Genomic DNA, 21,049 nt, shown 5'->3' on the forward strand with positions numbered 1-21,049 from the left:
TGAGGCTCACGGCGGTGGCGCTCGGTGCATAGACCGCAAAACGTACCCCTTCCACCTGCTGGCCAAGATGCTCCACGGTGCGCAGCTGGGCGCCAAGGGTGTGGTAGAGGTTTTCCGGCTGGGCGGTCAGTTCGGCCAGGCCTGCCCAGGCGGCATCCTGAAACTGATAGGGGTCGATGACCTCGGTGGTGGCATCTTGGTAGCTGGCGATCAGCTGATAGGGGAAGGCGTTTTTGCGGCGGGTGAAAACAGTTTCAAAAAGACCCGATTCATCGGTGGGCGCCAGGGTGGCAACGACTTTGCCCGACTTGAGATCCTTGACGCGGACTTCGAGGGCATCAGGCAACCAGGCGGTCAGTTTAAGGCCGGGCCCATCCGGATTGGCCTGCAGGCCTAAATGAGAGAAGGGATCGGAACAGCGGGCAGCAACCAAACGTTCAACGAGCATCGAGATTTCCTTTCATGACAGAGCATCCACTCCGGCCGAAGCCGGAGTGGATTTAGGTGAGATCGCTGTGGGAGACAGCGTCTCAACGACTGGCCTCATCACGGGCTTGGCTCATCTTGCCAGCCAGTGCCTTGAGTGCCTCATTGGCAAAAATATCTTCCAGATCAGCGGAGAGCTTGCGGCGCCAGTTGGGGTATTCGTAACTGGTGCCCGGTACGTTGACCGGCTTGTCCATCTCCAGCCAATCTTCCAGCTGGGTACTGAACAGGGCGCAGCTGCCGCGGGACATGTGGATCTGCAGACCGTGGTTGAGCTCGGTGTTCATGCCGACCCAGTTCACGTCATGACTGATGTTGTCAGAGATGACCTTGTGGGCATGCAAGCTGTCGAGGATCCGCTGTTTGGCCTGGTGGCGATCAGCATACAGAGTCTTCAAAACATCTTCATCCGGATACAGACCCAGTTGACGGCCGAGTGCCAGGTCATCGCAGTGCCAGAAGCCCTTGAGGGTCGGCATGTCGTGGGTGGTCAGGGCCGACATCGCCTGCTCGGTGTAGTGCGCCGGGGAGATAAAGCCGCCATCTTCCTTGGAGCGCTCGAAGAAGAACACCTTGTAGGAGTGAACGCCGTTCTCTTTCAGGGTCACGTCGATCCCCTCCGGCACAGTGCCCAGATCCTCGCCGATCAGCAGGCACTGATTGCGGTGGGATTCGAGGGCCAGAATGCCCAGCAGATCGTTGACCGGATAGTAGATGTAGGCGCCCTTGGCGGCGGACGCTCCGGGCGGTACCCACCACAGGCGCAGCAAGGCCATCACGTGGTCGATACGCAGTGCGCCACAGGAGCGCATGTTGGCACGGAACAAGTCCACCATCGGCTGATAGGCCGCTTCAAACAGCTTGTTCGGGTTCATCGGGGGCAGGCCCCAGTTCTGACCGAGCGGGCCGAGGATATCGGGCGGCGCACCGACCGAGGCTTTCGGGCAGTAGAGATCCCGGTTGGCCCAGATCTCGGTGGAGCCTTCGGAGACGCCCACCGCCAGATCCCGATAGATCCCCATCACCATGCCGGCAGCCTTGGCGCGGGCATCGGCTTGCGCCAGCTGCTCGTCGGCCAGGAACTGCAGATAGAGGTAGAAGTTGACATCTTGCGGGTGCTCGGCCATCCAGGCGGCAACGGCAGGGTTGTGGTAATCGCGCAGCTCCTGCGGCCATACCGGCCAGCCCCAGGCATTTTCGCCTTTGGCATAGAAGTGGGCCTGCAGGGCATCAAATGCTGCCTGCTGTTGCAGGCTGTCGCCACCGGCGGCCACGAAGGCATCAAAGGCGGCCTGACGCTCGGCGCCAAGGCTGGCTTCATCGAACACCTGACGCAGCATGCCGAGTTTGGTCTGGATCACGCCGGTATAATCGACGTTCTCTTTGGCGCGCAGATCGGCCAGATGTTGCTGGAAGGCAGGGCTCGCCACTTCCGCCTTCAGGCGAGCGCTCTGCTGGAATTCGGGCACCGCTTCCACATTGATATAGGCCACGTTGAGCCAGCGACGGGAAGAGGGGCTGTAGGGACTGGCGCTCTCCGGATTGGCCGGATAGAGGGCGTGGATAGGGTTGAGACCGACGAAGTGGGCACCCCAGGCGGCCGCTTTCTCGACCAGCTGGCCCAGATCGCTGAAATCACCGATACCCCAGTTGTGGCGGCTGCGCAGGCAGTAGAGCTGCACGCTCGGGCCCCATACCTTGCGGCCATCGGCAATCGGCGCCTGTTTGTAGCAAGCCTTGGGGGCGACGATGAGGCGCATGGTGGCCAGCGGTTCGTCATTGCCCTCTTCCAGCAGCACCAGCTGGTGATAACCCAGCTCCGGGGCCATATCCAGAGTGACGCGATAGGCCTGGCACTCCATCTCTTCAAATTCGGCCACGCCGATCAGCTCACCCTCGATGGGGGTGAATTGACCGGACAGCACTGCACCCTGCTCCTGCTGGAGCTGCCAAGTGAGGGCGTCGTTGACGAATTCGATGGGGAGGCGAACCTCAAGGGTAACGGCGTCGCCGGTGCGAACCACCATCACAGGATCCAGCGCCCGCAGCCAGTGCTGGCGATGCTCCTCTTCCAGCTGCTGCACCAGTGCGGCCTCGTCATCGACGCGGTAGCCCATGGCGCCCAGCATGGCGGCCTTGCTCTCTTCTGATACCTGGGCCGGGTGGCCCCAGGCATCGACATACTCGCTGGCGATACCTTTTGCGGCAGCCAGCTGTTCAATCAGGGTGGTCATAGTTTGAGAATTCCCGCTGTGGATTCTATCTATACTATTTTGTTTGATTTTTATGGGGTGGTACTTGAACAGTGGCTCTTTGGCCATGCTAAACCGCGCACATTTTTACATATCTCTGTGAATGGTTGTGTGACCGAGTAGGCACTATTGTTGATATCTGCGCGATGCCACGATCTGGCACTTTTTTCGTCAAAACGTGGTAATCAGTTACATAAACAGAAAATTAATTTCACAGTTTTTCATGATATAGCGCAATTTCAGACAGAATGTTGGTTGACTCACCGGAGAGTTCTAGTAAATTTACAAGCGGAATTTTCTTTGACTACTGAACAGTTAGGTAACTAAATATGACTATCAAAGTAGGTATTAACGGTTTTGGCCGTATCGGTCGTTTCGTATTCCGTCTGGCTTGCGAGCGTGCAGACATCGAAGTTGTTGGTATCAACGACCTGATCGATGTTGACTACATGGCTTACATGCTGAAGTACGATTCAACTCACGGTCGTTTCAACGGTACCGTTGAAGTTAAAGACGGCAACCTGGTTGTAAACGGCAAAACCGTACGTGTTACCGCTGAGCGTGACCCGGCCAACCTGAAGTGGGGCGAAATCGGTGTTGACGTTGTTGCTGAAGCTACCGGTCTGTTCCTGACCGACGAGACTGCTCGTAAGCACATCGCTGCTGGTGCCAAGAAAGTTGTTCTGACTGGCCCGTCCAAAGACGCTACCCCGATGTTCGTAATGGGTGTTAACGACTCTACCTACGCTGGCCAGGACATCGTTTCCAACGCTTCCTGCACCACCAACTGCCTGGCACCGATCGCCAAGGTTCTGAACGATACCTTCGGTATCGAGTCTGGCCTGATGACCACCGTTCACGCTACCACTGCTACCCAGAAGACCGTTGATGGTCCGTCTGCCAAAGACTGGCGCGGTGGCCGCGGTGCGGCTCAGAACATCATCCCGTCCTCTACCGGTGCTGCCAAAGCTGTTGGCGTAGTTATCCCGGAACTGAAAGGCCTGCTGACCGGTATGGCTTTCCGTGTTCCGACTCCGGACGTGTCTGTTGTTGACCTGACCGTTAACCTGAAGAAAGCTGCCACCTACGCAGAAATCTGCGAAGCGATGAAAGCTGCTTCCGAAGGCGCTATGAAAGGCGTTCTGGGCTACACCGAAGACGAAGTTGTATCTACCGACTTCCTGGGTGAGCGTCAGACCTCCGTATTCGACGCCAAGGCTGGTATCCAGCTGAACGACAAATTCGTTAAAGTTGTATCCTGGTACGACAACGAAATGGGCTACTCCAGCAAAGTTCTGGATCTGATCGCTCACATCTCCAAGTAATTTGGGATGCGCAATCGCGTAGCTTGAAAAAGGCGGCCATTGGCCGCCTTTTTGTTTTTCGGTTTCCCCTGATGACAGGAGTCCACATGCAATTCATTCGTCCCCTGACAGCCAATTGCAAGCTTGCCAACAATGCGGCCGGTCTGCCGGTTCTCACCATTAATAACGACTATGCCAAGGCCGAGATCAGCCTGTTTGGCGCCCATGTGCTGAGCTATCAGCGTCATGGCGAGCCGGCCTCTATCTGGCTGAGCGACAAAGCGGTGCTGGATGGCAGCAAGCCTGTTCGTGGTGGTATCCCGATCTGCTGGCCCTGGTTTGGCCCGGCGCCCGCCCGCGTCGGTAGCGGCAAGCCCTCCCACGGTTTTGCCCGTACCACCCTCTGGATGCTGGACGGGGTCTCCGATCATGCTGACGGCACGCTTGTTCATCTTTCCCTGCGCGACAGCGAGGCAACCCGCGCCCTGTGGGATCACTCCTTCGAGCTGGAACTAGACGTGCTGGTGGGCAAAGAGCTTTCGCTGGTGCTGACCACTCGCAACACAGGTGCTCAGCCATTGACCTATAGCGGTGCGCTGCACACCTATTTGCAGATCAGCGCACCAGAGGCGGTAAGCGTCACCGGCCTGGGCGAGCCCTATGCCGACAAGCTGACCGGACAGGATGCCAAGCAGCAGGGGGCATTGACCCTGAGCGGGCCGCTGGATCGGGTTTACTGGCAGCCAGAGGCGCTGGTGAGCGTGCAGGATGGTGAGCGCGAGAGCCGGGTTGTCAGTGGCAACCACGACAGCGTGGTGGTCTGGACCCCCTGGCTGGAAGGGGCCACCGCCATGGCCGACATGAGCGACGATGGCTATCGCACCATGCTCTGCGTCGAAGCAGCCATCGCTGGCGAGGCGGGTGTGACCGTTGCGCCGGATGAAGAGCACAGCCTCTCCACCGTGATCATCTGAGCAGGATGAGGTTCAGATAAATAAAGAGGGCTCCCGCGGGAGCCCTCTTTGCATCTCGTGACGGTGGCAATCAGGCGTTGCCCTGGGTCTTGAGCTTGAGTTCGGCGGCGAAATTGAGCATGCGATCGAGGGGGATCAAGGCTTTGACCCGCAGATCTTCATCGACATGGATCTCGTGGCGCTCGGCACCATCGGTGAGGGCCTCCTTGATCGCCACCAGACCGTTCATCGCCATCCAGGGGCAGTGGGCGCAGCTGCGGCAGGTGGCGCCATCGCCACCGGTCGGTGCTTCCACCATCTCTTTCTCCGGACAAGCCTGCTGCATCTTGTAGAAGATGCCCCGATCGGTCGCCACGATCAGCTTTTGCTGGGGCAGCTCTTTGGCTGCCTTGATCAGCTGGCTGGTGGAGCCGACCGCATCGGCCAGCTCGATCACCGAAGCGGGGGATTCCGGGTGAACCAGCACGGCGGCATCCGGATTCTGCTCTTTCAGCTCGCGCAGGGCGCGGGCCTTGAACTCGTCGTGGACGATGCAGTGGCCCTGCCAGCGCAGCATCTGCGCCCCGGTCTTCTTCTCGATATAGGCACCCAGATGGCGATCCGGGGCCCAGATGATCTTGTGACCCAGACTGTCGAGGTGTTCGACGATCTCGAGCGCGATGCTGGAGGTAACGACCCAGTCAGCCCGTGCTTTGACCGCCGCCGAGGTATTGGCATAGACCACCACGGTGTGGTCGGGATTGGCATCGCAGAAGGCGGAGAACTGCTCGATGGGACAGCCCAGATCGAGGGAGCATTCGGCCTCCAGAGTCGGCATCAGCACCCGTTTGTGGGGGCTCAGGATCTTGGAGGTTTCCCCCATAAAGCGCACCCCGGCGACGATCAGGGTTTGTGCCTCATGATCGCGGCCAAAGCGGGCCATCTCCAGCGAGTCACCGACGAAACCGCCGGTGGCTTCGGCCAGCGCCTGGATCTCGGGATCCGTGTAGTAGTGGGCGACCAGTACCGCTTTGCGCTCCTTGAGCAGCGCCTTGATTTCTGTGGTCAAGGTCGTTCTCTGCTCGGCACTCAGGGGAAGAGGTTTGGCCGGAAAGGGGTAGTCCATCGCGACTACCGGCGGGACACTGCTCAGTGCATTGCTCATTGCGACTGTTCCATCAACGCTCGGGAAGGCAAAAATTATAACCAGAAGCCTGCCACAAACCCATCAACAAATCGGGTGAAGCGCAAGTGGGCGAATATACTCAAGTAATTCGTTGTTATTCTGCCATAAGGAGTTGTCGCATGAAGCAACGTTCCCTCAAGTTCAAGCTGTTGTGCCTTACCATGGGGCTGTTTTTGCTGACCGGGCTGGCCATGACCCTGTTGCAATCGGCCTCTTTCAGCTCCCTTCGCAACATGGTGATGACCCAGACCAGCGATGCACTGGAAGAGGAGGTCTCCCGCAGCCTGCAGTATCAGGCAGAACGCTATGCCATCCAGATTGCCTCGCTGATGCAGAACTCCTATCAGATCCCCCTGACCGTGACCGCCCAGATTGAAGCCGGGATGGCCAAACCGGAACTGCGCTTGTCGCGACCCCAAGTGGAGTCTCTGCTCGGCAGCAGCCTGCAACAGGCGAGCGGGATCAGCTCCATCTACGCCCAGTTTGAACCGGACGGCTATGATGGCGAGGATGGCAACTGGCTGGGCGGGGCCAGCCACTCGGTGGCAGGCAAGGGGAGTTTGGAGGTCTATTTCACCAAGGATCAGGGAGGGGCCGTCGCTCAGCAAGCGGTGGACGCCGCTGCCAGCGAGGCCAAGTTTGATACCTCCCTCAACGAGTTTGGCATTCGCAACAGCGAGTGGTATCTCTGTGGTCGCGATACCCGCCAGCCCTGCCTGATGGAGCCCTACCTTTACGAAATCAGCCCGGGCAACAAGATGCTGATGACCAGTCTGACGGTGCCCGTGCTGCGTGACGGCAAGTTTGTCGGGCTGGCCGGGGTGGATATGAACCTGCCCATCTTCCAGCAACTGGCTGAAAACCTTGGCAAGAGCCTCTATGACAACAAGGCGGATGTGACCCTGGTCAGCAAGATGGGGCTGATTGTGGGCAGCAACCGCTATGCCGACAAGCTGGGCCGTCCACTCAAGGAGGTGGGCCTGACCCTGCCTGACGGTCAGCCGGTCAGCAGCGACAGTGACTTCATTCTTCATCAGCCCATCCGGGTTGAAGCAGCCAATACCCAGTGGTGGTTGATGATCAAGGTGCCCAAGGCGCTGGCGCTCGGCAAGGCGCACGCCATCAGCAATGAACTGGGCGCCCTGCTGGTGGATGCCCAGCGGCAGCAGATCATCGCCATGGGCGGGATTACCCTGTTGGTGCTGGGGCTGTTGGTCTGGTTTATCCAGACCATCACAGCGCCGCTTTCTCTTATCAGCCGCCATGTGGGCCACCTCTCCAGCAACGAGGGTGACCTGACCCAGCAGGTGGAGATCGACACCCATCAGGAGCTGATCGATCTGGGGTCCCAGCTCAATGCCTTCCTCGGCAAGCTGCGGGGCATGGTGCAAATGAGCAAGGGGATCGGTCAGCAGGTCTACCAGCAGGCGCGGGAGATGAAACATACCGCCGACACCATGCGCAACAGTCTGGATGAGCAGAATCTGGAGCTGGAGAGCGTGGTGAGCGCCATGCACCAGATGAGCACCACGGCAGTCAGCGTGGCAGGTTATGCCGAGCAGGCGGCGCAGGAGTCGGAAGCGGCGACCCACCACATCAATACCGCCCAGCAGACCCTCAGCAATGCCCGCAACGAGATCCATACTCTGGTCGGTGATATGCATGAGGCGGATAAAGCGGTGGCGCTGGTGGCCCAGCGCAGCACCAATATCAGCCGGATCCTCGATGTGATCCGCGCCATTGCCGAGCAGACCAACCTGCTGGCCCTCAACGCCGCCATCGAAGCTGCACGGGCAGGGGACATGGGGCGTGGCTTTGCAGTGGTGGCGGACGAGGTGCGGGCGCTGGCGACCAAGACCCGTGAATCGACCGACGAGATCGGCCAGCTGATTGGCAGCTTGCAGACCGAGGTGAGCAGCAGTCAGCGTCTGATGAATACCGGTATCGAGCGCTCCACCACCACGGTACAGGGTACCGAGCAGGCGTTTGAGGCGCTCAATCGGGTGGTGGCGCAGATCCAGCAGATCCACGACCACATCAGTCAGGTAGCTACCGCCGCCGAGCAGCAGAGTGCGGTGAGCGATACCATCAACCAGAACCTGATGCGGATCGGCGATACCGCCAACGTGATCGGGCAGGAGGCCAGCTCCAGCCATCAACTGAGCGAGGCGCTGGAGCAAGCAGCCACGGCGCTCGCCAGTCAGCTCGATCGGCTGCGTACCTGAGTGGCAGCCAGAGAGACAAGAGCCCGCGAGCGATCGCGGGCTTTTTCATGACTCGATGGCAGAGTTGCGTCAGTTGCGGGGTTCAACCAGCAGGATGTGGGAATCGGCCCCCACCACCCTGACCTTGCTACCCGCCGGCAGAGACTCGTCACAGCGCACCGTCCAGACCGTGTCGTCCAGATGCACCCGGCTGGTGCCTTGGGCGACATCATCCAGCAGGGTTAGCTCGCGGCCCATATAGCTCTGCATCCGCTCGTTGATGGTGCTGGCGGCATCCTGACCCGAGTTGTCACGCTGGTGCTGCCAGCGCCACCAGACCCAGGTGGTGAGCAGGGATTGCACCGCAAACAGCAGCAACTGCGCCTGCCAGCCAAAGGGCCAGATCAGCAGCAGTAGCCCCACTTCCAGCGCGGCGATGCCGGTCCAGAGCAAAAAGCCCACCGAGCCGAGCACCTCGATGGCCAGCAGAATGAAGCCGAGCCCCAGCCAGTGCCAGTGGGTCAGCCCCTCTAACAGGGCTGTCATGACTTGCTGCCCTTGCCATCTTTGTTGAACAGCTCGGCCATGCCAGCCACAGAGCCAATCAGGCTGCCCGCTTCCAGCGGCATCATGATGATCTTGCTGTTGGGGCCTTCACCGATGCGGGCCAGAGCTTCGGTATATTTCTGAGCCACGAAGTAGTTGATGGCCTGCAGGTCTCCTTCCGCAATTGCCTGGGAAACCATATGGGTCGCCTTGGCTTCCGCTTCTGCAGCCCGCTCCCGTGCTTCTGCAGCGAGGAAGGCGGCCTGACGCTCACCTTCGGCTTTCAGGATCTGGGACTGCTTTTCGCCTTCCGCTTTCAGGATTTTGGACTGGCGCACCCCTTCGGCTTCCAGTACCTCGGCCCGTTTCTGGCGCTCGGCCTTCATCTGGGCGTTCATCGCCTCGACCAGTGCCAGCGGCGGGCGCACATCTTTAATCTCGATGCGGGTCACCTTGATGCCCCAGGGGGCGGTGGCGGCATCCATGGTGCGCAACAGCTTCTCGTTGATGGTGTCGCGCTGGGAGAGCATCTCGTCCAGCTCCATGGCGCCGAGCACGGTGCGCATATTGGTCATGGTGAGATTGCGGATGGCGCTGGTGAGATCGTTGACCTCGTAACCCGCTTTGCGGGCATCCACCACCTGCACAAAGCTGATGGCGTCGATGGTGACGTTGGCGTTGTCGCGGGAGATCACCTCTTGTGCCGGGATATCCAGCACCTGCTCCATCATGATGATCTTGTGGCCGACCCTATCCACGTAGGGGATCAACAGGTTGAGACCCGGGGTCAGGGTGCGGGTGTAGCGGCCGAAGCGCTCCACCGTCCAGTTGTAGCCCTGGGGCACTATCTTGATACCCGCGCTCAGGGTGGCGAGCACCAGGAACACGAAAATCCCTAGCACAATCAATGATTCATTCATCATTTAGCTCCTTATGAAACACAGTCCCTAGCCTATGGTCTGGCGTCAGGTACCACAAGTGACTTCGTACGCCTTTGTCATGAATTGGCTTTGCTAATTACTAAAACGCATTAAAAAGCATTTTTTATTATTTTGAGGGATAAGCTGCCCTGCCTATAGTCGCCCCATATTAGTCGTGTTCCGAGGGATGGGCCGAAATGGATTATTTACCTATGTTTGCCAAGTTGGAAGGCCGCCCGGTACTGCTGGTGGGCGGGGGCGAGGTTGCCCTGCGCAAGGCGCGCCTGCTGCTGGCGGCCGGAGCCCGGCTGACCCTGGTCTCCCCGGATCTTGAACCGGAATTCGCTGAGTTCACCGGTCGCTTCACCCATCTGGCGGAGCGCTTCACTCCGGCCCATCTGGCTGGTCAGATTTTGGTGGTGGCGGCGACCGACAACCTCGAAGTCAACGCACTGGTTTATCAAAGTGCCAACCAGCTGGGTCTGTTCGTCAACGTGGTGGATGACCCCAAGCGCTCCAGCTTTATCTTTCCCTCGATCATCGATCGTTCGCCGCTGATGGTGGCGGTCTCCAGCGGTGGCAAGGCGCCGGTGCTGGTGCGCCTGCTGCGCGAGCGGCTGGAGAGTCTGCTGCCGCGCCATCTTGGCGGGCTGACCGAGCTCTCAGGTCGGGTCCGTGACAAGGCCAAGCGGGTGCTCTCTTCCATATCCGACCGCCGCCGCTTCTGGGAGCGCGCTTTTGCCTCCAACACTCTCGCCAGCCTGATTGAGAAAGAGGATTGGCAAGGTGCCGAGCAGTGGCTGAGCGATGGCCTCGATCAGGCGAAAAGCGAAGTGGGCGAGGTGGTGCTGGTGGGGGCGGGCCCCGGCGATCCGGGCCTCTTGACCCTCAAGGCGCTGCAACAGATTCAACAGGCTGAAGTGGTGCTTTACGACCAGCTGGTCTCCGCCGAGATCCTCGATCTGGTGCGCCGCGACGCCACTCTGGTGTCGGTCGGCAAGAAGGCGGGCGCCCACAGCGTGCCGCAGGAGGAGACCAATCGCTTGCTGGTGGAGTACGCCAAGGCGGGCAATCGGGTGGTGCGGCTGAAAGGGGGCGATCCCTTTATGTTTGGCCGGGGTGGCGAGGAGCTGGAAGTGCTGGCCGACGAAGGTATCCCCTTCTCTGTGGTGCCCGGCATCACGGCTGCTGCCGGTGCCACCGCCTATGCCGGTATTCCACTCACCCACCGTGATTACGCCCAGAGCGCCGTCTTTATCACTGGCCACTGTCAGAAAGAGGGCAAGGAGCCTGACTGGCAGCAGTTGGCCGCCACCAGTCAGACCCTGGTGATCTACATGGGGCTGATGCGCTCCGAGCATATCCAGCAGCAGCTGGTGGATCACGGCCGAAGCCAAGCCACCCCCATCGCCATCATCGAGCGCGGCACCACATCCCGTCAGCGGGTGCTGACCGGCACGCTGGCCGACTTGGCCGAGCTGGCCAAACAGGCGGTGAGCCCGTCGCTTATCGTCATCGGCGAAGTGGTTGCCCTGCGCGAGCGGCTCGCCTGGTTTGGAGAAAAGAGCGGAGAAAAAAGCGGCGAGCCGCTGCGCGCTAACCCGGATCTCGATGGCTGCGACCTCAAGCTGGTGCAGCTGGCCTGACCGAGAAAGAGATATTTGATGCGGCTGCCAGCGCGGCCGCGAACTGAACCACCCAGCGCCCCGAGCAGGCGCATAAGCAATGACCCGAGGACCAACATGGACCGTGAAAGATTGACGCACTTGCAGCAGCTGGAAGCCGAGAGCATCCATATCATCCGCGAGGTGGCTGCCGAATTTGAAAACCCGGTGATGATGTACTCCATCGGCAAGGACTCCTCCGTCATGCTGCATCTGGCCCGCAAGGCCTTCTATCCTGGCAAGATCCCGTTCCCCTTGCTCCACGTCGACACCGACTGGAAGTTCAAGGAGATGATCAAGTTCCGCGACGAGACCGCCAAGAAGTACGGGCTGGATCTCATCGTCCACAAGAACCCGGAAGGGCTCGCCATGGGCATCAACCCCTTCGTCCACGGCAGTGGCAAGCACACCGACATCATGAAGACCGAGGGGCTCAAGCAGGCGCTCAACAAATATGGCTTCGACGCCGCCTTCGGTGGCGCCCGTCGCGACGAGGAGAAGTCCCGCGCCAAGGAGCGGGTCTACTCCTTCCGTGACAAGTCCCACCGCTGGGATCCGAAGAACCAGCGTCCGGAGCTGTGGCGCGTTTACAACAGCCAGGTCAACAAGGGGGAGAGCATCCGGGTGTTCCCGCTCTCCAACTGGACCGAGCTGGATATCTGGCAATACATCTATCTCGAGAACATCGACATAGTGCCGCTCTACTTCGCGGCCATGCGCCCGGTGGTGGAGCGCAACGGCATCAAGATCATGGTGGATGACGAGCGCATGCCGCTCACCGCCGAGGATGAGGTAAAGCAGGAGCTGGTGCGCTTCCGCACCCTCGGCTGCTACCCGCTGACCGGGGCCATCGAATCCGATGCCACCACCTTGCCGGAAATTATTGAAGAGATGCTGCTCACCACCTCGAGCGAGCGGCAAGGGCGGCTGATTGACCACGATCAGGCCGGCTCCATGGAGCAGAAGAAGCGTCAGGGATATTTCTAAGGAGTCGTCAGCATGAACAGCCATATTCAGACCGCCATCACCGAACAGGGCATCGAAGCCTATCTGCACGCCCAGCAGCACAAGAGTCTGCTGCGTTTTCTCACCTGCGGCAGCGTGGATGACGGCAAGAGCACCCTTATCGGTCGCCTGCTGCACGACTCCCAGCAGATTTATGAAGATCAGCTAAAAGCGCTGGAGTCCGACAGCCAGAAGCTCGGCACCACCGGCGAGAAGCTGGACCTGGCGCTCTTGGTAGACGGCCTGCAGGCTGAGCGCGAGCAGGGCATCACCATTGACGTGGCCTACCGCTATTTCTCCACCGCCAAGCGCAAATTTATCATCTCGGATACTCCGGGCCACGAGCAGTACACCCGCAACATGGCGACCGGCGCCTCCACCTGCGATCTGGCCATCATTCTGATCGACGCTCGTAAAGGCGTGCTGGATCAGACCCGCCGCCACAGCTTTATCGCGAGCCTGCTCGGTATCAAGCAGTTCGTGGTGGCGGTCAACAAGATGGATCTGGTGGAGTTCAGTCAGGAGGTGTTCGAGCGCATCAGTGCCGACTACCGCGAGTTCGCCAAAAAGCTCAGCGTCGACACTATCCATATCGTGCCGGTCTCGGCGCTGGATGGCGACAACGTGGTCAACCCGAGCGACAAGCTGGCTTGGTACGAAGGCGAAACCCTGCTCTCCCTGCTGGAGTCTGCCGAGGTTGAGCGCGAGCTGGAGCGTCATCCGGTGCGCCTGCCGGTGCAGTATGTGAACCGCCCCAACCTCGATTTTCGCGGCTTCGCGGGGACGCTCGCCTCCGGCATCCTGCGGGTGGGCGACCGGCTTGCGGTGCTGCCGTCGGGCAAGGAGAGCACTGTGACCCGCATCGTCACCTTCGACGGGGATCTGGAGTACGCCCTGCCGGGGCAGGCCATCACCGTCACCTTTGCCGACGAGATCGACATCAGTCGCGGCGACCTGCTGGTGGATGCCGCCAAGCGGCCGCAAGTGACCCAGAATGTGCTGGCCCATATCGTCTGGATGGGGGAGGAGTCCCTGCAACCGGGGCGGGTCTACGACGTCAAACTGGCCACCAAGAAGAGTCGCGGTCAGGTGGAGGCTATCCGCCATCGCATCGAGATCAACAAGCTGGACGAGTTGCCTGCGAGCGAGCTCAAGCTCAACGAGATCGGCCTGTGCGAGCTGAGCCTCACCGATCCGGTGGCGTTCGACCCGTATCAGGAGATCCGCGATACCGGCAGCTTTATCCTGATCGACCGGCTGACCAATGTCACCGTCGGCGCCGGCATGATAGTGGAAGGCTTGGCCGCCAAAGCGGTAAAAGGGCACTACAGCGAGTTCGAAATCGAGCTCAACGCCTTGGTGCGCAAGCACTTCCCGCACTGGCAAGCCCTTGCCATCGGTAACGACACAAGCAAGGAGTAAGCCCATGACCTGGCAACAATTCCTGGTGCTGGGTCTGCTGGCTGCTCTCGTGGCCCTGCTGATCCAGGGCAAACTCCGCCCGGCGCTGCTCTTCTCGGGCGCCGTGCTCATCACCTACCTGAGCGGGCTGGCGGATATCAACGCCGTGGTGGCGGGCTACACCAACAGTGCTCTGTTGACGCTGGTGCTGTTGCTGCTGGTGTCGCTGGCGGTGGAGAAGACCCGCATCATGAGCTGGTTCGCCAATCTGGTGGGCACGGGTTCATTCAACAAGGTGCTGGTGAAGGTGTGGTTCTCCACCGCCTTCCTGTCGGCCTTCGTCAATAACACCGCCGTGGTGGCCTCCATGCTGGGAGCGGTCAAACGCAACCCCAACCACGCGCCGTCGCGGCTGCTGCTGCCCATGTGCTTCGCGGCCACCTTTGGCGGGGTGCTGACCCTGATCGGCACCTCCACCAACCTGATCGTCAACAGCTTCCTCATCAAGATGGGGGCACCGCCGCTTGGCATGTTCGACTTCTTTATGGTGGGGGCGGGCACCCTGCTGACCGGTCTGGTGGCCGTGCTGCTGTTTGCCCGTCACCTGCCGGAGCAGGATACCGAGATGAGCCGCGAATCCGGCTACTTTCTCGAGGCCAAGGTGGGCGCCGGTTCACCGCTGGCGGGGCGCAGCGTCAAGGAGAACGGCCTGCGCAGCCTGAAAAGCCTCTATCTGGCGGAAATCATTCGCGGCGAGCAGGTGATCTGCCCGGTGCAGCCGGAACACGAACTGCACGAAGGGGACGTGCTGCTCTTTTGCGGCGATGTGGAGAGCGTCGGCGTATTGCAGGAGATGAAGGGGCTTGATCTCTACGGCCAGCACCGCCTCAACGGCCAGCATCTGGTGGAGGTGATTGTCAGCCACAGCTCGCGGCTGGTGGGGCAGACCATCAAGGATGCCGAGTTTCGTACCCACTTCGATGCGGTGGTGCTGGCGGTGCGTCGCGGCGAAACCCAGCTTACCGGCGGCCTCGGCCAGATTGAACTGCACGCCGGTGATACCCTGCTGCTGGCCCCCGGTCCCCAGTTTGCCCGCAACAAGTCGCTGGGGCGGGAGTTTGTGGTGGTGAGCGGGCTGGAAGCCTCTACCCGCCTCGATGGCAAGCGCAGCGCCGCCGTGGTGCTGGGGTTTCTCGGGGTGCTGGCGCTCTCGGTATTCGATCTGGTGCCGCTGTTCAAGGGCTTGCTGCTGATGCTGGTGGTGCTGCTGCTTACCCGCATTCTGACCCTGGACGAGATCCGCCGCCGCTTTCCGCTGGATATCTGGCTGGTGGTGGGCGGGGCGCTCGCCATCGCCGATCAGCTGGAAAAGAGCGGACTGGCCAAGCTTATCGCCGACTGGCTGATGGGGGAGTTCAACGGTGCCAGCCCCATCATCACCTTTATCGGTATCTATGTGTTTACGCTGGTGCTGACCGAACTGATGAGCAATAACGCCGCCGCTGCGCTGGCCTTCCCCATGGGTTACCAGCTGGCACTCAGCATGGATGTCTCGACCATGCCGTTTATTCTGGCGGTGCTGTTCGGGGCGAGCTCCAGCTTTATCCTGCCCTACGGCTACCAGACCAACCTGATGGTCTATGCCGCGGGCAACTACAAGATGCCGGACTACCTCAAGCTGGCCCTGCCGGTCTCGCTGGCCTATAGCCTCGGGGTGATTGTGATGGTGCCCCTGCTGTTTCCGTTTTAAGGCGTAAGTGCCAATCAAGGCGTGTTGGATGAGCAATACCATGGCACCAGCACGTTGTCGGCTGATAGTCCGAGGCGGCTCCCCGTGGTGCCGGACCGTTTAAGTTTTGAGGCGTGAGCGCCAATCAAGGAGTGTGGGATGAGCAATATCGTGTGGCACAAGCATGCCGTGGACAAACAGAGTCGGGCCGAATTGAAAGGGCAAAAGCCGCTGGTGATCTGGTTTACCGGGCTCTCCGGGGCGGGCAAATCGACCCTGGCGGGAGCGCTGGAGCAGGCGCTGGCGGCACAAGGCAAGCACACCTATCTGCTGGATGGGGACAATGTGCGCCACGGCCTCTGCGGTGATCTCGGTTTCGATGATGCTGCGCGGCAGGAGAATATCCGCCGGGTTGGCGAGGTGGCAAAGCTGATGGTGGATGCGGGCCTGATCGTGCTCACCGCCTTTATCTCGCCGTTCCGTGCCGAGCGCGAGCTGGTGCGCAGCCTCTTGGGCGAAGGGGAGTTTGTCGAAGTCTTTGTCGATGCGCCGCTCGCCGTTTGTGAAGAGCGCGACCCCAAGGGGCTCTACAAGAAGGCTAGGGCAGGGGAAATTACGAATTTTACCGGTATCGACTCCGCCTACGAGGCACCGGAGCAGCCGGAAATTCATCTGCTGAATGCCGGTAAACCGGTAGATACGCTGGTGGATGAGTTGCTGACCGCCCTGCGGCAGGGGAACTACCTGTAGTTGGATCGGAAGAACCTATAACAAGCGCCCGGCGCCCCTTAAGCTGGCCACCACCGGCGCTTATGGGTAGGCGGCCACCACTATAAGCAAAAGTTGGGTCATTATCGGAAAACCAATAAATCCAGCTTATAGTGGCACCGACGAGCCTTGAGCCACCCCAAGGCGGTCGATAGCAACCCCGCAAAGGGATCTTCCGATCCTTGCTTATATCGCGGCGGGGTTATTCGCCATTGTCCGAATACGCTGCGCTATTCGAACCTACGGGCTAGGTTTTCATTCATTTTATGAATTTGAGGGGTAGCCTTATTTGTAACGTAATTTTTTAGTGGAAAAATAGATAATTCATGGGTTGATGTATGTGAAATTAAACGGAATAGGGATGGAGACCATCCCTGATAATAATGTGTGTGTATGGTTTGCGTTGTTAAACTTGGATTTTGTATCCTGCGGCTTTGAGTTCGCGGATTATAGAGTATGCCTGCGATTCGATAGATGTGTCTATTTTCTTGTATACGATACCCGCTAGGTCACTGGGAATTGAAACATCACCTTTGTGTAGACAGCTAACTCTTTTTCGGCCGAGTCTCCCAACAAAATAACCGAACTCAAAAATGACATTGGGCCTTGCACGAGACTCCTTTTTTCTGTCTCCATCATGGAGTGCTTCTTGATCTATCGTATAGGCGATCTCATCTGGAGTGAGGAGGATGAATGCATATCCAACATCGCTGTGTTTTTCAAACTTCTCTATGATTGTTGCGCCAGCATCGACTTGGCGGTGTAGCACTATAGGTTGCAAACCAATCTCGTGAATAAATCGCTCCACATCATTTTTTAGCTCTGAATCATGTCCGTGAACGATGAAAACTTTGTTGGAAAGTGCTGGTGATGTATTTTCGCTTCCGCTTTTGTTTAGTTCACCAAACAAGTCTTCATGTAATGCATCGCGGGTATTTTCAAGGGCTTTTAAAAAGGATGATTTTGCTCTCTCAAAATTTTCAGGTTTAAAACCTGATGTTGGAATTTCGCTAGCAACAGCAGCAAGCTTTGCCGCTGGACTGTTCCTTTCCATTAATTTGTTTACGATATTTAATGAGCGGGTTTTCCACTCTAACCACTCCGCCTTATCTTTACCACCGAAATCACCTCGGAAACTCTCGTTTGGATAGCAAAAGTTTCCAAAGTTGAATTTTTTTCCCTCTTCAATTAGATGTTCCAAAACTGCTATCTGGCTATCCATTTTATTTCTCCTAGAGGCCTAAATAATTTTATAAGCAAGGCGGAATCTGCTTTTAGGCTATCCAGCGCGAATGTAGATATTGAGCTGATGGAGGCCCCTTCAAAATTTACTGCAGCGAAACATGCTGCTTTGCTTGCTTTATTCCGCCTAGTCGGTGCAATGACTATCGTTCGTTCAGCCAGATTATCTCGTCTGTTGGAGTTCGCTACGCTCTATACCAACCTGTAAAAACAACGCTACCGCCCCTGAATTCCAGCCTCCAGCTTGCTGCTTTTACCTGTGATTTGGAACTGGTTTGGCTCATGGCTGACTCCTGCAAGAGGTTGCCAAGCGGCTATGTTACCGAACGGGGCTGGGGTGAAAAGCGCAAGCGGGCCGTTTCCTGAGCAAGATCAATAAATTAATCATTAATGGGTTTAAATGTGGTCACTCAACCGCTTGGGCCCATCAGCGCAGAGGGAAATCGGACAGTGAAACGGCAGTGTCGCCTCTTGCTGGCGGGCATTAAAAAACCCTATGGGCCTGCGGGCCCATAGGGTTTTTCTGCGGTGATTGTTTGGGTAGTGGTTATCTGGCTTGGCGAACCGGCACGGCGCGGGTGGCGGCCACTTCGTAGCGGCTTTGGCTTGCCGGAGCCCCTTTCTGGAACTGGCGTACCAGCCGGTCGAGATCGCTCAACTGATTGACCAGTTGGGTGATGCCGTGCACGGCGTGCTGGCTGCCGACGCTGGAGTCATCGGCCAGGGTCTTGATGCTGAGTACGTTGCGGTTGATCTCGGCGGTGACGTGGAACTGCTCCTGTACCGCCTGGGCAATCTGGCCGCTGCCAGAGGCCACCTGCTGCAGCATATCGTTGATCTGCTGGAGTATGGTGCCGGTCGCCGAGGCTTTTTGCTGGCAGCTTTCGGAGAGTTGGCAGCCCTTCTCCATCGCCTGTTCTGCATCCCCGGCGCTGGTTTGCAGCTCGGTGATCATCTTCTGGATTTCGCTGGTCGAGGATTGGGTCTTGATGGCGAGCGTGCGGATCTCGTCGGCCACTACCGAGAAGCCGCGACCCGCTTCGCCAGCCCGGGCCGCTTCGATGGCGGCATTGAGGGCCAGCAGGTTGGTCTGGTTGGCGATGTTGTTGATCACATCGAGGATGCCGTCGATATCGCGGCAGTGGCCGACCAGCGCACTGATCACGCTCTTGGAGGTGGTCAGCTCGCTGTTCATACCCGCCACGGCAGCCACGGTTTCGGCCACGCTGCTGTTGCCGCTCTTGAACAGCACGGCCGTTTCATCCAGCAGGCTGGAGGAGTCAGTCGAACTTTGTGACACCTCGCGAATGGATTCCGACATTTCGGTCACGGCAGTGGCTACCTGATTGGTTTCGGCCTGCTGCTGTTGCAGGTTGTCTGTGATGGATTCGGCGTTGCGCAGATCCCCCTCGGCGGCCTGCAGGATCTTGCTACAAGTCTGCTGGGTGCGGGCCAGCACGGCGTTGAACTCGGCCTGATTCATCACCATCGAGAGTTCGATGGCGGCGATGTTGTCCACCTTGTTGGTGTAGAGCAGCTGCATCAGCGGGTTGTCAAAGCGGCTGCGGGCCATCTTGTTGAGCTTGCCGAGGCGGCGGGAGAGGGCATTCAGGGTGATGGCCGCTATCGCCAGCGGCAGGGCGGCCAGCGCCAGTTGCCAGTTCATGTCGTGGTTGTAGCCCAGCGCAAACATGGCGAGCAGGCTCAGCAGCAGGCAGAGGTTGATGGTCAGGGTATGGGAGAAGGTGGGCAGCTTGAGCGCCAGCGGCAGCTTGTTGTTGCGAAGGTCGGCATAGACCTTCTCGGCCCGCTGTTTGATCTCCTCGCTCGGGGCGGTGCGCACCGACTGATACTCCACCACCCGGCCGCTGGCATCCTTGATGGGGGTGACAAAGGCGCTGACCCAGTAGTGATCGCCACTCTTGCAGCGATTTTTCACCGGCCCCATCCAGCTCTTGCCTTCGCGGATATGGTTCCACAGATCGGCAAAGGCCTGTTTCGGCATGTCAGGATGACGCACCAGATTGTGGTGTTCCCCCACCAGCTCGTCGAGCGAGAAGCCTGCTATCTCGCAGAACTCCTCGTTGGCGTAGGTGATGCGGCTCTCCAGATCCGTGGTGGAGATGAGGCTCTGGTGGTCTGGATAGAGACGCTCTCTTTGGGTAACCGGTTGATTGATTCTCATGGCCTTGCTCCCGAGCTGTGGTGGTTAAATTTTGATCTGTATCAAGACGTGTGCAAAGGGCAGGCCAGCTGGCAAAAGCTAATGATTGATGTGTTATTAGTGTCGTTTTGGCAGGAAAAGACCGTTGCTGTTTGCAATATGCAACGGAGCAGACGGGGTGTGCCTCTGCGGCATCTGCAATTTGCAACCTATTCTGGACAAGCCCATAAGCTGGGAGCCAGCAGCTTGATGCGAAGGAACCACGAACCGACGGGGCATCCGCTGCCCCGTCAGAGCTCAGGGAAGAGGGTCGGGAGCGGGTGAGGAGGGGGGGCTGACGAGCTGCATCACTTCAATCTGGATACCCTGCACCAGCACGGTTTTCAGATCCTGCAGGTACTCCTCCAGCGGCGACTCTTGCAGCAGCTGGGCAAGCTCGTTGCCCACCGGGGTGAGGCGGTAGTAGAGCAGGGTGATGTTGTTCTGCTTGCACTGCAGCCGCCAGCGCTGGTTGCCAAACTCCAGCTCGACCCCATCGGCAGGCAGCGGGCCGGACTCCAGCTCCGCGCGGTGCAGCAGCCCGAGCTCGAACAGTTGCAGCAGGGCGTTGTAGGGGAGGCGGTATTTGCCAAGGCCGAGGCGCGTCGCCTTGGCGCGACTCAGCAGGGTGGCCCCCTTGTGCAGCCCCAGCAGCAGCCGTTGCTCGTCGCTGCCGGTGTAGTGGCAAGTCAGTGAACAGATGCGCTGGAACAGCTGGGCCTCGCGCTGGGTCATCTCTTTGAGGGTGGCGAGCGCCCGAATGGAGAAGCGGCCCGGCGTGGCGACTTCCAGCGCGAAGATCCGCCCCCACAGCTGCTGCATCGGCACCATGCTGATATCTTCCGCCAGTTGCAGGAAGCGGGTCAGCCAGTCGCTGTCCATCTCGCCGCCAGCCGCCGTCTCTTCGCAGTGGCGGGAGGCCATCACCATGATGGCTTCCAGATTGCGCTGGCGAGCGGCCTGATCTGCCAGATGGCGAAAGGTGGCGCGCTGTTCGAAGGTGCTGTCGGTATTGCGGGTGAGCATGCCGTCGATGCCGCGACTGCGGGCCAGACGCAGGGTCTGCTCCTGGCTGCTCAGGATCGAACTCTCTTTTTTCGGGGGGGGGAGGTCTGCCATGCTGACTCCATTCGCACAGGTTCTGGAGCTGAATGTTACTCCAACCGGGATGCCAAGATAACAAAGC

15 protein-coding genes and 1 pseudogene are annotated in these 21,049 nt (G+C 59.1%); 8 read left to right on the plus strand and 8 right to left on the minus strand.

The annotated features are described in order from the left end of the window. Both AB5Y85_RS10955 and malQ read right to left on the minus strand, forming a co-directional pair. Positions 1-448, minus strand: a pseudogene (locus tag AB5Y85_RS10955) (1,4-alpha-glucan branching enzyme); the annotation flags it as partial. Positions 449-530: 82 nt separating this feature from the next. After that, complete coding sequence (gene malQ, locus AB5Y85_RS10960) at positions 531-2,720, minus strand: 4-alpha-glucanotransferase (RefSeq protein ID WP_257687384.1); 2,190 nt, start codon at positions 2,718-2,720, stop codon at positions 531-533. A gap of 347 nt (positions 2,721-3,067) precedes the next feature. Here malQ and gap point away from each other — a divergent pair, with 347 nt between their 5' ends. After that, entirely contained in the window at positions 3,068-4,063 is a 996-nt protein-coding gene (gene gap / locus AB5Y85_RS10965; RefSeq protein WP_005335708.1) for a type I glyceraldehyde-3-phosphate dehydrogenase, read from the plus strand. An 86-nt stretch (positions 4,064-4,149) separates the two neighbouring features. After that, the gene (locus AB5Y85_RS10970) at positions 4,150-5,016 is read left to right on the plus strand and encodes a D-hexose-6-phosphate mutarotase (protein WP_257687385.1); all 867 of its coding nucleotides are present in this window, start codon (positions 4,150-4,152) and stop codon (positions 5,014-5,016) included. Positions 5,017-5,086: 70 nt separating this feature from the next. Here the strand turns inward: AB5Y85_RS10970 and nadA are convergent, their stop codons facing one another. Then, positions 5,087-6,160, minus strand: coding sequence for a quinolinate synthase NadA (nadA, locus tag AB5Y85_RS10975; RefSeq protein ID WP_257687386.1), 1,074 nt, complete (start codon positions 6,158-6,160; stop codon positions 5,087-5,089). A 140-nt stretch (positions 6,161-6,300) separates the two neighbouring features. Here nadA and AB5Y85_RS10980 point away from each other — a divergent pair, with 140 nt between their 5' ends. Beyond that, positions 6,301-8,406: a methyl-accepting chemotaxis protein gene (locus AB5Y85_RS10980; protein WP_047439602.1), complete on the plus strand. Its 2,106-nt coding sequence runs from the start codon at positions 6,301-6,303 to the stop codon at positions 8,404-8,406. A gap of 69 nt (positions 8,407-8,475) precedes the next feature. On the opposite strand, the gene AB5Y85_RS10985 is transcribed toward AB5Y85_RS10980, so the two are convergent. After that, a complete protein-coding gene (locus tag AB5Y85_RS10985; RefSeq protein ID WP_005343235.1) occupies positions 8,476-8,931 on the minus strand; it encodes an NfeD family protein in 456 nt (151 codons plus the stop codon). Next, a complete protein-coding gene (locus AB5Y85_RS10990) occupies positions 8,928-9,851 on the minus strand; it encodes an SPFH domain-containing protein (RefSeq protein ID WP_005335703.1) in 924 nt (307 codons plus the stop codon). Before AB5Y85_RS10990 ends, AB5Y85_RS10985 begins: the two co-directional genes overlap by 4 nt. A gap of 197 nt (positions 9,852-10,048) precedes the next feature. On the opposite strand from AB5Y85_RS10990, the gene cysG reads away from it, so the two are divergent. From cysG to cysC, 5 genes are all read left to right on the plus strand, one after another. After that, entirely contained in the window at positions 10,049-11,497 is a 1,449-nt protein-coding gene (gene cysG / locus AB5Y85_RS10995) for a siroheme synthase CysG (RefSeq protein WP_257687387.1), read from the plus strand. 72 nt (positions 11,498-11,569) lie between these two features. Further along, on the plus strand, positions 11,570-12,502 hold the full coding sequence (gene cysD / locus AB5Y85_RS11000; RefSeq protein ID WP_320109984.1) for a sulfate adenylyltransferase subunit CysD: 933 nt from the start codon (positions 11,570-11,572) through the stop codon (positions 12,500-12,502). 12 nt (positions 12,503-12,514) lie between these two features. After that, positions 12,515-13,942, plus strand: coding sequence for a sulfate adenylyltransferase subunit CysN (gene cysN / locus AB5Y85_RS11005; protein ID WP_257687389.1), 1,428 nt, complete (start codon positions 12,515-12,517; stop codon positions 13,940-13,942). Positions 13,943-13,946: 4 nt separating this feature from the next. After that, positions 13,947-15,671: an SLC13 family permease gene (locus tag AB5Y85_RS11010; protein ID WP_257687390.1), complete on the plus strand. Its 1,725-nt coding sequence runs from the start codon at positions 13,947-13,949 to the stop codon at positions 15,669-15,671. 138 nt (positions 15,672-15,809) lie between these two features. Next, complete coding sequence (gene cysC / locus AB5Y85_RS11015) at positions 15,810-16,400, plus strand: adenylyl-sulfate kinase (protein ID WP_257687391.1); 591 nt, start codon at positions 15,810-15,812, stop codon at positions 16,398-16,400. 424 nt (positions 16,401-16,824) lie between these two features. On the opposite strand, the gene AB5Y85_RS11020 is transcribed toward cysC, so the two are convergent. The 3 genes from AB5Y85_RS11020 to AB5Y85_RS11030 all read right to left on the minus strand — a co-directional run bounded on the left by AB5Y85_RS11020 (position 16,825) and on the right by AB5Y85_RS11030 (position 20,982). Next, positions 16,825-17,640, minus strand: a complete 816-nt coding sequence (locus AB5Y85_RS11020) for a nucleotide-binding protein (RefSeq protein ID WP_257687392.1) — start codon at positions 17,638-17,640, stop codon at positions 16,825-16,827. A gap of 567 nt (positions 17,641-18,207) precedes the next feature. Next, positions 18,208-19,845, minus strand: a complete 1,638-nt coding sequence (locus AB5Y85_RS11025; RefSeq protein ID WP_257687393.1) for a PAS domain-containing methyl-accepting chemotaxis protein — start codon at positions 19,843-19,845, stop codon at positions 18,208-18,210. A gap of 276 nt (positions 19,846-20,121) precedes the next feature. Next, positions 20,122-20,982: a TIGR03899 family protein gene (locus AB5Y85_RS11030; RefSeq protein ID WP_005354697.1), complete on the minus strand. Its 861-nt coding sequence runs from the start codon at positions 20,980-20,982 to the stop codon at positions 20,122-20,124. Between the last annotated feature and the right edge of the window lie 67 nt (positions 20,983-21,049).

The sequence above is a fragment of the Aeromonas sp. R3-1 genome, assembly GCF_040908345.1.
GTDB lineage: Bacteria > Pseudomonadota > Gammaproteobacteria > Enterobacterales > Aeromonadaceae > Aeromonas > Aeromonas veronii.

Bases quoted from the DNA above. Each gene is read 5' to 3' on its own strand.
- malQ (WP_257687384.1), bottom strand. From the start codon at position 2,720: ATGACCACCCTGATTGAACAGCTGGCTGCCGCAAAAGGTATCGCCAGC.
- gap (WP_005335708.1), top strand. From the start codon at position 3,068: ATGACTATCAAAGTAGGTATTAACGGTTTTGGCCGTATCGGTCGTTTC.
- AB5Y85_RS10970 (WP_257687385.1), top strand. From the start codon at position 4,150: ATGCAATTCATTCGTCCCCTGACAGCCAATTGCAAGCTTGCCAACAAT.
- nadA (WP_257687386.1), bottom strand. From the start codon at position 6,160: ATGAGCAATGCACTGAGCAGTGTCCCGCCGGTAGTCGCGATGGACTAC.
- AB5Y85_RS10980 (WP_047439602.1), top strand. From the start codon at position 6,301: ATGAAGCAACGTTCCCTCAAGTTCAAGCTGTTGTGCCTTACCATGGGG.
- AB5Y85_RS10985 (WP_005343235.1), bottom strand. From the start codon at position 8,931: ATGACAGCCCTGTTAGAGGGGCTGACCCACTGGCACTGGCTGGGGCTC.
- AB5Y85_RS10990 (WP_005335703.1), bottom strand. From the start codon at position 9,851: ATGAATGAATCATTGATTGTGCTAGGGATTTTCGTGTTCCTGGTGCTC.
- cysG (WP_257687387.1), top strand. From the start codon at position 10,049: ATGGATTATTTACCTATGTTTGCCAAGTTGGAAGGCCGCCCGGTACTG.
- cysN (WP_257687389.1), top strand. From the start codon at position 12,515: ATGAACAGCCATATTCAGACCGCCATCACCGAACAGGGCATCGAAGCC.
- AB5Y85_RS11010 (WP_257687390.1), top strand. From the start codon at position 13,947: ATGACCTGGCAACAATTCCTGGTGCTGGGTCTGCTGGCTGCTCTCGTG.
- cysC (WP_257687391.1), top strand. From the start codon at position 15,810: ATGAGCAATATCGTGTGGCACAAGCATGCCGTGGACAAACAGAGTCGG.
- AB5Y85_RS11020 (WP_257687392.1), bottom strand. From the start codon at position 17,640: ATGGATAGCCAGATAGCAGTTTTGGAACATCTAATTGAAGAGGGAAAA.
- AB5Y85_RS11025 (WP_257687393.1), bottom strand. From the start codon at position 19,845: ATGAGAATCAATCAACCGGTTACCCAAAGAGAGCGTCTCTATCCAGAC.
- AB5Y85_RS11030 (WP_005354697.1), bottom strand. From the start codon at position 20,982: ATGGCAGACCTCCCCCCCCCGAAAAAAGAGAGTTCGATCCTGAGCAGC.